Here is a 12,298-nt window from a genome sequence, read left to right as displayed (position 1 = left end):
CGGGGCACCAGAGGCTGGCGTTTTCTTTCGTCTTGGCGTGGTTGATTTCGGGGCGTTTCATGGCATCGCCCAGGCGGCGCAGGCGAACACCTGGAACCTGTCTTGCCGCTAAGGAGGCAGAAAAGATCGCCGGAAACCCGATATAGACCGGCGTGATTGCTTGACGCTCCGCGTGAAGGGTGCAGTGTACTGTCAGCAACAGCAGGAGCCAGCATGATCACGCCCAAAACCATCGACGCCGTTCAGGAAATGCTGGCAGATCAGGGTTATGTCTGTGATCGCGCCCTTGGCACGGTTGTATTTCTGGCGCTCAAACTGGGGCGTCCGCTGTTTCTGGAAGGCGAAGCGGGGGTCGGCAAGACAGAGATCGCCAAAGCGCTTGCTGCCGGGCTGAACCGGCGCCTGATCCGCCTGCAGTGTTATGAGGGGCTGGATGCGTCCAGCGCTGTGTATGAATGGAACTTCCCGGCACAGATGGTTGCAATCCGCACTGCCGAGGCGACGGGTGCTGCATCGCGCGGCGCACTTCAGGCGGAGCTTTTCAGCGACGAGTATCTGATTGAGCGACCGCTGCTGCAGGCGATGCGCCCGGATGAAAACGGCGCGCCGGTGCTCTTGATTGACGAATTGGACCGTACCGATGAGCCGTTTGAGGCCTTTCTGCTCGAAGCACTCAGCGATTTTCAGGTGACGATCCCGGAGCTTGGGACGATCAAGGCGCCGGAACCGCCCATCGTGATCCTGACCTCCAACCGCACGCGCGAAGTGCACGACGCCTTGAAACGGCGGTGTCTCTATCACTGGGTGGATTATCCGGATTTCGAGCGCGAGATGGAAATCCTGACCGCCCGCGCCCCCGAAGCCGCCGCAGCGCTCAGCCGTGAAGTTGTGGCCTTCGTGCAGGCGCTGCGCACGGAGGATTTGTTCAAGAAACCCGGTGTGGCCGAAACAATCGACTGGGCGAAATGTCTGTTGGCGCTGGATGTCATCAACCTCAGCCCCGATGTGATTGCCGATACGCTGGGCGCGATCCTCAAATATCAGGATGACATCCAGAAACTGCATGGATCTGAAGCCAAACGCATTCTGGATGAGGTCAAGGCGACGCTGGAGCCGGTGTGATGCGGGTACAAACCGGTTGCACCGGGCACCATAAAATAGGCGTGCAAGATGCCTGAATATGCGCCGTTGGAGTTGCCTGACGAACCGAAACTCGCGGGCAACATCACCCATTTCGCGCGGGCCTTGCGGCGTGCCGGGGTGCCGATTGGGCCGGGGCGGGTGATTGATGCGGTCCGTGCCGTAGAAGCGGCGGGGTTTACCGAGAAGCGCGATTTCTACTGGACGCTGCATGCCTGTTTCGTCAACCGGCCTGAACATCGCGCGGTTTTCGCGCAGATTTTCCGGCTCTATTGGCGCGACCCGCGATATCTTGAGCATATGATGTCCTACATGATCCCGGCGGTGCGGGGGGTGCAGGAGGACCGTAAATCCAGATCGGCCGAAAAACGCGCGGCAGAGGCCTTGCTTGACGGGGCCGAAGCACCGGATTTGTCGCAAGGGGAAGAGGGCGAGGAAACCGAGATCGAGATTGACGCAAGCCTCACCATGTCGTCCGAGGAACGGCTGCGCACGCTTGATTTCGAGCAGATGAGTGTTGCCGAAGTCGCCGAGGCCAAACGTATGATCGCGCGTCTCAGCCTGCCGGTCAAACCGATCAAATCGCGGCGTGCGCAGGCGAGCCTGAGGGGGCACAAGGTCGATGCCGCGCGTACGCTGCGCCAGTCGATGCGGCAGGGCGGTGATCTGCACAAGATCGCTCTGAAACGGCCACGCCCGCGCTGGCCGAACCTTGTGGTGCTCTGTGATATTTCAGGGTCCATGAGCCAATACAGCCGCATGGTGCTGCATTTCCTGCATGCTGTTGCGAATGAAAAAGGGGCCGGATGGGCCAAGGTGCATGCATTTACCTTTGGCACGCGGCTCACCAATATTACCCGCCACCTGCGCCAGCGTGATGTGGATGCCGCGCTGGCCGCCGCCGGGGCCGAGGCGCAGGATTGGGAAGGCGGCACGCGTATCGGCAGGTGCCTTGAGGCCTTTAACCGCGACTGGTCGCGCCGGGTGATGGGGCAGGGCGCGGTCGTGCTGGTGATTACCGATGGTCTGGATCGCGATAGCCCGGATCGGCTGGCAAAACAGATGGAGCGGCTGCATCTGTCATCGCGTCGCCTGATCTGGCTCAACCCGCTGCTGCGCTGGGAAGGGTTCGCACCAAAGGCCCAAGGGATTGCCGCGATGCTGCCCCATGTGGACAGCTTTCGCGCAGGTCACTCGATTGCCTCGCTCGAAGACCTTGCCGCCGCGATTTCCCGCCCCGATGACATGGGCGAGAAAGACAGGTTGATGCGCCTAATTGGGGTCTAGAGCGTCTGACGAAATACATGCAACTTTTTAGCATCATGTAACGCGTTGAAATCTTTGATTTCAGGCAGCTTTATGTGATTCAGTTTTCTCGCATGACGCTTTAGGCCAGTGCCGCGCCAAAACTCCGGCGATAGACGTCGGATAGTTCGGACAAGGCAGCGCTGGACGCGCCAAACCGCACCGCATGGCCGGTGAATTTCCCGACCGATGTCAGGGTCAGACCCGCCTGATTTGCCGCGATCATCAATGCTTCGGCCTGATCGAAATTGCAGGCAATCAGGTATCTGCCCTGATCTTCGCCGAAAAGTGTTGGGGTATCGCTGGCGTCAAGACAGACACCAACGCCCGCGCCTTCGGCCAATTCAAAGGCCGCCAAAGCCAACCCGCCGTCGGATAAATCCGTGCAGGCCTTAATGTAGGCGCGGTTTGCCCGGATGAAATCGCCATGCGCCTTTTCCTGATCAAGGTCCACCGGCGGGGCGTCGCCCTCGGCGCGGTTATAGACTTCGGACAGGATCGCGGATTGACCAAGGTGGCCGTGCGTCTCGCCCAGCACCAGCGCCACATGTCCGTCGCGCACGTCGCAACCGATTACGTCATCGAGGTGCGCGATCAGACCAACGGCCCCGATGGTCGGTGTGGGCAAGATCGCGGTGCCATCGGTTTCATTATATAAAGACACATTGCCCGACACGATGGGCATATCCAGTGCTGCGACCGCCGCCGAGATGCCTTTGATCGCGCCGACGAACTGGCCCATGATCTCGGGCTTTTCGGGGTTGCCGAAATTCATATTGTCGGTCGTCGCAAGGGGCGTGGCGCCAACCGCCGACAGGTTGCGATAGGCTTCGGCCACAGCCTGTTTGCCGCCCTCAACCGGGTTGGCTTTGACGTAGCGCGGCGTCACATCCGAGGTAAAAGCGAGCGCCTTGTCGGTGCCATGCACGCGCACAATGCCCGCGCCAATGCCGGGAATGCGCACTGTATCAGCCATGACCATCGTGTCATATTGGGTGAACACCCAGTCCTTTGCCGCGTAATTGGGGCTGCTGATCAAGGCGCGCAGACCGTCAATCGGGTCCACATCCGGCACATCACCGAGCGGGTCAGCGGCGGGTGCCGCAACCCAAGGCCGGTCATATTCGGGGGCGGTGCCGGCCAGCGTCTTGAGCGGCAGGTCGGCTTTGACCTCACCATTGTGGACGATGAGAAACCGATCCTCGGCAATGGTTTCACCGACGATGGCGAAATCGAGGTCCCATTTGTCGAAGACGGCTTTGGCTTCCTGTTCCAACTCGGGGCGCAGCACCATCAGCATGCGTTCCTGACTTTCCGACAGCATCATTTCATAGGCGGTCATCGCCTCTTCGCGCACCGGTACTTTTTCCAGATCGAGCCGTACGCCCAGATTGCCCTTGTCGCCCATTTCGACCGCGGAACAGGTCAGCCCTGCGGCGCCCATATCCTGAATAGAGATCACCGCCCCGGTCTGCATCAATTCCAGCGTGGCTTCCATCAGGCGCTTTTCCGTGAAGGGGTCACCGACTTGCACCGTGGGCCGCTTTTCCTCGATGGTATCGTCGAATTCGGCGGAGGCCATGGTTGCCCCACCAACACCGTCCCGACCCGTCTTGGCACCCAGATAGACCACCGGCATGCCGACGCCCGAGGCGGCGGAATAGAAAATCTTGTCCGTGTCTGCCAAACCGGCGGCAAAGGCATTCACAAGGCAGTTGCCATTATAAGCCGGATCAAACCGCACCTCGCCGCCGACGGTCGGAACGCCAAAGCAATTGCCATATCCGCCCACGCCCGCAACCACGCCGTTGACCAGCTGTCGTGTCTTGGGGTGGCTGATTTCGCCGAAACTGAGCGAGTTCATCGCTGCGATCGGGCGCGCGCCCATGGTAAAGACATCGCGCAGGATGCCGCCAACACCGGTGGCCGCACCTTGATAGGGCTCGATATAGCTGGGGTGGTTATGGCTTTCCATCTTGAAGACCACGGCCTGACCGTCGCCAATATCGACGATCCCTGCGTTTTCGCCCGGCCCGCAAATGACCTGAGGGCCGGTCGTGGGCAGCGTGCGCAGCCATTTTTTCGATGACTTATACGAACAATGCTCATTCCACATGGCCGAAAAAATGCCGAGTTCCGTGAAGGTCGGCGTGCGTCCTACGATATCGAGGATGCGATCATATTCGTCAGGGCTGAGCCCGTGGCTGGCAATCAGGTCTGATGTGATGGCAGGCTCTTGCATAGGCCTTATTGTCCCCCGGCTGGCAAAACTTGGCGTCCTCTTACAGGCCTGCGCGCGCGGGGGAAAGAGGCGATCCTGCCAAGGCGATGTTCAGTGTGTGGGCAACTGTGCAAAAAAAAGGCCGAGCGCGAGGCTCGGCCAAGTCCAACAGGGAGGTGTGAAGAGTGCGCGCAAGCCGCGCCGTCTTCACAACTCTGAATTAATAGGCAAGCTGCCCGCATTCAAGGCAGTTTGTGTACAAATGACGTCATGCCCGCTATGCGCCGTACGCATGTCTCGCCAGGTCAGGCGCCGGAATTTGCGCGTAGTCTTTTGCGATAGCTGATGATTTCATCCTGCACAAAGTCCTTGAAGGCAGAAACCCGCTGCGATTGGCGCAACTCTTCCGGATAAGCGAGGAACACAGGCACGTCAGCAGAGCTCAGATCAGGCAGCACCCGCACGAGGTCAGGGAAATCCTCGGTCACATAGTCAGGTAGGACGCCGATCCCCAGATTCTGCAAAACGCCCTGCAAAACGCCATAATAGTTGTTCACCGTCAGCATCGAGCGGATGTTCTGCGTCATGAGATGCTGCACGAGGCTTCGACCTGCGCCGACCTGATCACTGTCGATGTTTTGGCAAATCAGGCGGTGGTCTTTGATCTCTTCGATCGTCTGTGGTGCGGCGTAGTCAGCCAGATAATCCGGCGTGGCGTAAAGGCACATACGGATCATCATCAGTTTCTTGCGGATCAGATCGGCCTGGCTGGGTTCCTTCATGCGGATCGCCACGTCCGCCTCGCGCATTGGCAGGTCCAGAACGCGCTCTTCGAGCATCAGATCAACTTTGAGATCGGGGTATTTTTCATAAAGCTTGGGCAGGCGCGGCGCCAGCCATAATGTACCAAAGCCTGTGGTGGTCGTCACGCGTAACTCACCGAATACCTCTTCTTCGCTGTCGCGAATGCGCGCGGACGCCGTATCAAGGCGCCGTGTCATGGCGGCCGTTGCGTCAAACAACAACTCGCCCTGTTCGGTGAGGATCAGGCCCCGCGCATGCCGGTGGAACAGGGTCGCATTCAATGATTCCTCAAGCCCGCGGATCTGACGGCTGACCGCGGATTGAGACAGATTCAACTTGTCACCGGCGTGTGTCAGCGATCCCGCATCTGCGACGGCATGAAATATTCTAAGCTTGTCCCAATCCATATCTACTCTCTCGATCACTGTCAGTGTGGTAGCGCTATCTCGGCACGAAAGACAGGGGCGGCGATCGGGAAAGCGTGAATTCGCGTAAATTTTCCTAGGCATGTCAGCATAGGTGACCTATTATTGAAGAAAAGGTGCGATCCTGCGCGCCCGCTGAGGAGGTATCAGATGAGCTCCGAGAAAATAACGCTCAACGATCGCTATGATCTGGAGAAGTCTCCGGTTCTGCTGAATGGCACCCAAGCGCTTGTCCGGTTGATGTTGATGCAAAAGGCGCGGGACCGGGCAGAGGGTCTCAACACGGCGGGGCTTGTGACGGGGTATCGAGGGTCACCATTGGGGGCTGTCGATATGCAGATGCAGCGTGCGGCGCAACCGCTCACTGCCCATGACATCACCTTTCAGCCCGGCCTGAACGAAGACCTCGCCGCGACCGCTCTTTGGGGCAGCCAGCAAGCTGAACTGCGCGGTGAGGGCAGGTACGACGGCGTTTTCGGGCTTTGGTACGGCAAGGGGCCGGGGGTCGATCGCTCTGGTGATGTGATGCGCCACGCGAATATGGCCGGAACGTCGAAATTCGGCGGTGTTCTGATGGCCATGGGGGATGATCATACCGGCGAAAGCTCGACCGTGCTGCACCAATCAGAAATGGCGCTTGTTGACGCCTATATGCCGATTGTCAGCCCTGCGGGTGTGCAGGAAATACTGGACTACGGGCTTTATGGATTTGCGCTCAGCCGGTTTGCGGGCCTGTGGGTCGGTGTGAAAACCATGAAAGACACCGTCGAAGTCACAAGTGTCGTTGAGACGGGGCTGGAGCGCTATAATTTCGTCACACCCGCTTTCGACATGCCGGATGGCGGCCTGAACATCCGCCTTGTGGACGAACGGATCGAACAGGAAGCCCGCCTGATCGACTACAAGCGTTATGCCGCCGAAGCCTTCGCGCATGCGAATAAAATGGACAAGCGGGTGTGGGGCAAGCCCGGTGCCAAAATCGGTTTCGTTGCAGCTGGCAAGAACTGGCTGGATCTTGAGCATGCGTTGAGCCTGCTCAACATTGATGCGGCCGAAGCCGACAGAATTGGGGTGACCACCTATAAGATCGGGCAAACATGGCCTTTGGACATCAAGGGGTTTGAGCCTTGGGCAGACGGGCTTGATCTGATTGTCGTTATTGAAGAAAAACGCAAATTGATCGAGGTGCAGATCAAGGAGGCGTTGTTTGACAACCGTGCCGGGCGGCGGGTGGTCGGCGGGACGCGCGATGGTGCGCCATTCTTTGCGGCCAAATGGGCGCTTGATCCCATTGAGATTGCGCTGAAATTGGGTGGTCTGCTGCTCGATGAGGGGCGCAACACCGATGGGATTGCGGCGGGTCTTGCCACCTTGGAAGATGCGCAGCGGGCGGATAACGCTGAGGAAATCGCGGCGCGTTTGCCCTATTTCTGTTCCGGATGCCCCCATAATTCATCAACCAAAGTGCCTGAAGGCTCACGCGCCTACGCCGGTATCGGCTGTCATTTCATGGCGCAGTGGATGGACCGTGAAACGCTGGGCTTTACGCATATGGGCGGTGAGGGGGCCAATTGGATTGGCGAAGCGCCGTTTTCCACCCGCACCCATGTCTTTCAGAACATCGGGGATGGGACCTATAACCACTCGGGCATTCAGGCGATCCGTGCCGCCGTCAGTGCGGGTACGAACATCACCTACAAGATACTCTATAATGATGCTGTCGCGATGACGGGGGGGCAGGGCAACGACGGTGGTCTTACCGCCTCCCGGATTGTGCAGGAGGTGCGTGCGATGGGTGTCGTCACGCTTGCCGTTGTCTATGATGATAAAGAAGACGTGGATTTGCAGTCCTATAAAGACGTCGAGCTGCATGAGCGCGCGGATTTGCAAACTGTTCAGGAAAGGTTTGCAAAGACCTCTGGTGTGTCTGTCATCGTGTATATTCAGACCTGCGCGGCGGAAAAACGGCGCCGGCGTAAACGGGGTCTGTTTCCGGACCCTGACAAACGCCTGTTCATCAATACCGACGTTTGCGAAGGCTGCGGCGATTGCGGAATCCAATCAAATTGCGTCTCGATCGTACCGAAGGACACCGAGCTGGGGCGAAAGCGTGCCATTGATCAGTCTTCCTGCAACAAGGATTTCAGCTGCATCAAAGGGTTTTGCCCATCCTTTGTGACCCTTGAAGGGGCGCGCATTCGCAAAGAGCCCACAGCGCAGTTCGATCTGCCAGACCTGCCGCCACCGGACCTGCCGCAGATTGAAAGCACATGGAACATCGTGATCACCGGGGTCGGTGGCACCGGTGTCGTCACCATCGGTGCGATTCTGGCGCAGGCGGCCTTCATCGACGGCAAAGGGGCCGGTGTCATGGAAATGGCAGGCCTCGCCCAAAAGGGCGGTGCGGTACACATCCACTGTCGTCTTGCAAATAAGCCGAGCGATATCAAGGCGATCCGCGTATCTGCAGGTGAAGCGCATGCGCTGATCGGGGGTGATCTGGTGGTATCTGCAGGGGCAAAGACCCTCGGGCTGACCTCGGCGGGAAAAACAGGGGCTGTTGTGAACAGCCATGAAATCATCACTGGTGACTTTACCCGTGACACTGAGTTTCGACTGCCCAGCGAGCGGTTGACACTCGCACTTGAAGCACGCCTGCAGTCGCGACTGGATCTTTTCGATGCCTCAGAGCTCGCGCGCGTCGTGTTGGGAGATTCGATTTTTTCCAACATGATGATGCTGGGGGCCGCTTGGCAACAAGGGCATGTCCCGCTGAGCGAGGCGGCGTTGAGACAGGCGGTTGAACTGAATGGTGCCGCGGTTGATAAAAACCTGCGTGCGTTTGATGTGGGACGGTGGGCCGTTTTGCATGGTGAACAAGCGCGTGCCCTGACGACATCCAACGTTGTGGCTTTGCCCAAGACACAGGCGGAGAAAATCGCGTTCCGGGCTGCCCACCTCAAGGCCTATCAAAACGGGCGTCTTGCGCGGCGCTACCTCAAGTTATTGGATAGGATTGATGACAATGCGATCAAGGAAGCCGCTTTAATTGGGTATCACAAGGTGCTGGCCTACAAGGACGAATACGAAGTCGCACGGCTTTTGATCACAAGCCGGGAAAAGGCAAAAGTTGAGTTTGAAGGTGATTTCAAGCTCAGTTTCAACCTCGCGCCACCGCTGATGTCAAAGACCGGGCCAGACGGGCGGCCACAAAAGCGGGAATTTGGCCCCCGGCTCGAAACCCCATTGCGGTTGCTGGCCAAGTTGAAGTTCTTACGCAGAACCCCGTTTGATCCTTTTGGATACACCGCTGAACGTCGTATGGAGCGCGCGCTGATCAAACAATATGAGGCCGACATGGCGGAGGTTCTCCCGCTGGTTACGCAAGCGACACGTGATGCGGTCGTTTCATTGGCGGGATTGCCTGCTCAAATCAAAGGGTTCGGGCCGGTAAAAGCGACCAACGAAGCAAAGGCGGCGAAACGGCGCGAAGAGCTTTTGTCGGTCATCCGTGTGGGTGGTCCTGCTGTTGCTGATGCGGCAGAATAATCGTTAACCCATTGTCATAAAAATTTGGGAATACTAGTGTTTAACTTCGGCCCCGAATTGTTTGGAGACTAGGATGGGTGCGCTGCGCCGCAACATAACCCGAGATATCAGTTATGCGCATAGCGCTGAAACCAAAGGTGGCCGTGCGGTGATCCGTTTGATGGAGAACTCCACGGGGCGTTTGCGCCTCATCAAGCGCGCGCGCGGGTATGAGAATGAAGTGGCTGCTGGAAAAGATTTTTTTAGTGTGATGGCCGCGCGTTATGGCCTGACATTGGATTTGGTGAAAGGGCATCTGGATCTGATCCCACGTGAGGGGCCGCTCGTTGTGATTGCCAATCATCCCTACGGAATTCTGGATGGCCTGATGATGGGGCACATTCTTGAACAGACCCGCGGTGATTTCCGAATCCTGGCAAACTCCGTTTTTCGAAAAGCCGAAGATATCAACCGCATCGTGCTGCCGATCAGCTTTGATGACACCAAAGAAGCGCGCATGCTCAACATCGCCACGCGAAAGCAATCCCTGCACTATCTGTCGCAGGGCGGCGCAATCGGTGTCTTTCCAGGGGGTACGGTCAGCACTGCGGTCAAGCCGTTTTCCAAGCCCATGGACCCCGGCTGGCGTGGCTTTACGGCCAGAATGATCGCGAAATCCGGGGCCTCGGTGCTGCCGATCTACTTTGACGGGCATACAAGTCGGTTGTTTCAGATTGCCAGTCATATGCATGTGACGCTGCGCATGGGCTTGCTGATCAACGAGTTCGGAAAGAGGGTCGATACCCCGGTTCGCATGTCAATCGGCAAGCCAATTGGTCCGGAAATTCTGGCCCCTTTGGCAAAAGACAGCAAAGCGATGATGGATTTCTTGCGAAAAGCGACGTATGAGCTGTCACCGGATCCAGCAAAGAGCTTTGATCTGGGGTATGAATTTGAAGATCGGCACCGCGTCGGATGAGGTGCCCAAAAAGGCGCAACGCAGATGTCAGTTGGAATTTTTGATAGTGGGCTCGGTGGACTAACCGTTCTTGATGCGGTCCAGACACGGCTGCCGGATGTGTCCTTTGCCTATCTGGCTGACAGTGCGCATGCGCCTTATGGCGTGCGCACGGCGGATGACATTTACGATCTGACCTGTCGGTCGGTCGCGCGTCTGTTTGATACGGGCTGCAATCTGGTGATCCTCGCCTGCAATACAGCCTCGGCGGCGGCATTGCGCAGGATGCAGGAGTCATGGGTGCCGGACGACAAGCGTGTTCTCGGTGTCTTTGTGCCCTTGATTGAAGCCATGACGGAACGGCAGTGGGGGGATAATTCGCCGCCACGAGAGGTCGGCGTGAAACATGTCGCGCTGTTCGCGACGCCAGCAACCGTGGCCAGCCGGGCGTTTCAGCGCGAGCTCGCGTTCCGTGCGATTGGTGTCGATGTTGAGGCGCAGGCCTGCGGCGGTGTTGTGGATGCGATTGAGGACGGTGACATGATGCTCGCCGAGGCGCTGGTGCGCAGCCATGTGGACGCATTGCAGAGGAAAATGCCGACACCTGACGCGGCAATTCTGGGCTGCACGCATTATCCTCTGATGCAGGACATATTTCAGAAAGCCTTAGGCGAAAACGTGCGCGTGTTCAGCCAGGCCAATCTGGTGGCGGATAGTTTGGCCGACTACCTCGAACGGCACCCCAAGATGCACGGGACGGGCAGCCCTGTGTTTTTGACGACCGGGGACCCGGGCCGTGTCAGCGACCGGGCCACGCAGTTTTTGCGACGACGTATCGAGTTTTCAGCCGCCTGATCTGACACTCTTTATTGACGGACAATCAACATGACTTACTCCATCGCTATTCTTGGTGCCTCTGGTTATACAGGCGCCGAACTGATCCGCTTGATTGCGGGGCATTCTTCGCTAAAAATTACTGCATTGGGAGCTTTTTCGAAAGCGGGCCAATCAGTCGCGCAGGTGTTTCCACACTTGCGTCATCTGGACCTGCCAACGCTTTTGCAAATAGATCAGATTGACTTTGCAAACATCGATTTGTGTTTTTGCGCCTTGCCGCACAAGACCAGCCAAAGCGTAATTGCGGCATTGCCCCCGGACCTTAAAGTCGTCGACCTCAGCGCGGATTTTCGGCTGCGCGATCCGGATGACTACGAAAAGTGGTACGGCAACAAACATTCAGCACTGACGCAACAAGCCGAGGCGGTCTATGGGCTGACGGAATTCTATCGCGATGACATAAAAACCGCGCGGCTGGTTGCAGGCACCGGGTGCAACGCGGCGACGGGTCAATATATGCTGCGCCCCTTGATTGCCGCAGGTGTCATTGATCTGGACAATATCATTCTGGATTTGAAGTGCGCGGTTTCCGGGGCGGGGCGCAGCCTCAAAGAGAACCTGCTGCACGCAGAGCTGTCCGAAGGCTACCACGCCTATGCAACGGGCAGCACGCACCGGCACCTCGGTGAATTTGATCAGGAGTTTTCACAGATCGCGGGACGGCCGGTTCAGGTCCAGTTTACACCGCATCTCATCCCGGCCAACCGGGGCATTCTTGGAACCGGATATCTGCGCGGTGACGCGGCGCAGATCCACGACACATTGTCGCAAGCCTATGCAAACGAGCCGTTTGTCGACGTATTGCCCCTCGGTCAAACGCCAAGCACGCGGCACGTAAGGGGTTCAAATTTCTGCCATATCGGCGTTGTTGCGGACAGGCAGCCGGACCGTGCGCTGGTGGTGGCGGCGCTGGACAACCTGACCAAGGGCTCAAGCGGTCAGGCGTTGCAAAATGCGAACCTGATGTTAAATATTGAGGAGACCGAGGGGCTGATGATGGCACCGTTGTTTCCGTGAGGC

General features: G+C 57.9%; 8 protein-coding genes. 6 read left to right on the top strand and 2 right to left on the bottom strand.

Translation table 11 applies throughout. The features are described from left to right. Positions 1–213 precede the first annotated feature (213 nt). Both RLO149_RS11910 and RLO149_RS11905 read left to right on the top strand, forming a co-directional pair. The gene (locus RLO149_RS11910; protein WP_013962345.1) at positions 214–1,122 is read left to right on the top strand and encodes an AAA family ATPase; all 909 of its coding nucleotides are present in this window, start codon (positions 214–216) and stop codon (positions 1,120–1,122) included. A gap of 48 nt (positions 1,123–1,170) precedes the next feature. Further along, complete coding sequence (locus RLO149_RS11905) at positions 1,171–2,427, top strand: vWA domain-containing protein (RefSeq protein WP_013962344.1); 1,257 nt, start codon at positions 1,171–1,173, stop codon at positions 2,425–2,427. 100 nt (positions 2,428–2,527) lie between these two features. Here RLO149_RS11905 and purL read toward each other — a convergent pair whose 3' ends face one another. Further along, positions 2,528–4,687, bottom strand: coding sequence for a phosphoribosylformylglycinamidine synthase subunit PurL (gene purL / locus RLO149_RS11900; protein WP_013962343.1), 2,160 nt, complete (start codon positions 4,685–4,687; stop codon positions 2,528–2,530). A gap of 284 nt (positions 4,688–4,971) precedes the next feature. Next, entirely contained in the window at positions 4,972–5,877 is a 906-nt protein-coding gene (locus tag RLO149_RS11895; RefSeq protein WP_013962342.1) for a LysR family transcriptional regulator, read from the bottom strand. Positions 5,878–6,045: 168 nt separating this feature from the next. Here RLO149_RS11895 and RLO149_RS11890 point away from each other — a divergent pair, with 168 nt between their 5' ends. From RLO149_RS11890 to argC, 4 genes are all read left to right on the top strand, one after another. Continuing rightward, a complete protein-coding gene (locus RLO149_RS11890) occupies positions 6,046–9,444 on the top strand; it encodes an indolepyruvate ferredoxin oxidoreductase family protein (protein ID WP_013962341.1) in 3,399 nt (1,132 codons plus the stop codon). Between the two features lie 73 nt (positions 9,445–9,517). Next, complete coding sequence (locus tag RLO149_RS11885; protein WP_013962340.1) at positions 9,518–10,402, top strand: lysophospholipid acyltransferase family protein; 885 nt, start codon at positions 9,518–9,520, stop codon at positions 10,400–10,402. Between the two features lie 24 nt (positions 10,403–10,426). Then, positions 10,427–11,236: a glutamate racemase gene (locus RLO149_RS11880; protein WP_013962339.1), complete on the top strand. Its 810-nt coding sequence runs from the start codon at positions 10,427–10,429 to the stop codon at positions 11,234–11,236. 30 nt (positions 11,237–11,266) lie between these two features. Further along, complete coding sequence (gene argC / locus RLO149_RS11875; RefSeq protein ID WP_013962338.1) at positions 11,267–12,295, top strand: N-acetyl-gamma-glutamyl-phosphate reductase; 1,029 nt, start codon at positions 11,267–11,269, stop codon at positions 12,293–12,295. The last annotated feature ends 3 nt before the right edge of the window (positions 12,296–12,298 follow it).

Source organism: Roseobacter litoralis Och 149 (assembly GCF_000154785.2).
Taxonomy (GTDB): Bacteria; Pseudomonadota; Alphaproteobacteria; order Rhodobacterales; family Rhodobacteraceae; genus Roseobacter; species Roseobacter litoralis.
Note: the sequence above shows the minus strand (reverse complement) of the source record. Positions and strands in the feature narration are given on the sequence as shown.

What these genes read in the sequence shown, in the direction of transcription:
- RLO149_RS11910 (WP_013962345.1), top strand. Translation starts at nt 214, where the DNA reads ATGATCACGCCCAAAACCATCGACGCCGTTCAGGAAATGCTGGCAGAT.
- RLO149_RS11905 (WP_013962344.1), top strand. Translation starts at nt 1,171, where the DNA reads ATGCCTGAATATGCGCCGTTGGAGTTGCCTGACGAACCGAAACTCGCG.
- RLO149_RS11895 (WP_013962342.1), bottom strand. Translation starts at nt 5,877, where the DNA reads ATGGATTGGGACAAGCTTAGAATATTTCATGCCGTCGCAGATGCGGGA.
- RLO149_RS11880 (WP_013962339.1), top strand. Translation starts at nt 10,427, where the DNA reads ATGTCAGTTGGAATTTTTGATAGTGGGCTCGGTGGACTAACCGTTCTT.
- purL (WP_013962343.1), bottom strand. Translation starts at nt 4,687, where the DNA reads ATGCAAGAGCCTGCCATCACATCAGACCTGATTGCCAGCCACGGGCTC.
- RLO149_RS11885 (WP_013962340.1), top strand. Translation starts at nt 9,518, where the DNA reads ATGGGTGCGCTGCGCCGCAACATAACCCGAGATATCAGTTATGCGCAT.
- RLO149_RS11890 (WP_013962341.1), top strand. Translation starts at nt 6,046, where the DNA reads ATGAGCTCCGAGAAAATAACGCTCAACGATCGCTATGATCTGGAGAAG.
- argC (WP_013962338.1), top strand. Translation starts at nt 11,267, where the DNA reads ATGACTTACTCCATCGCTATTCTTGGTGCCTCTGGTTATACAGGCGCC.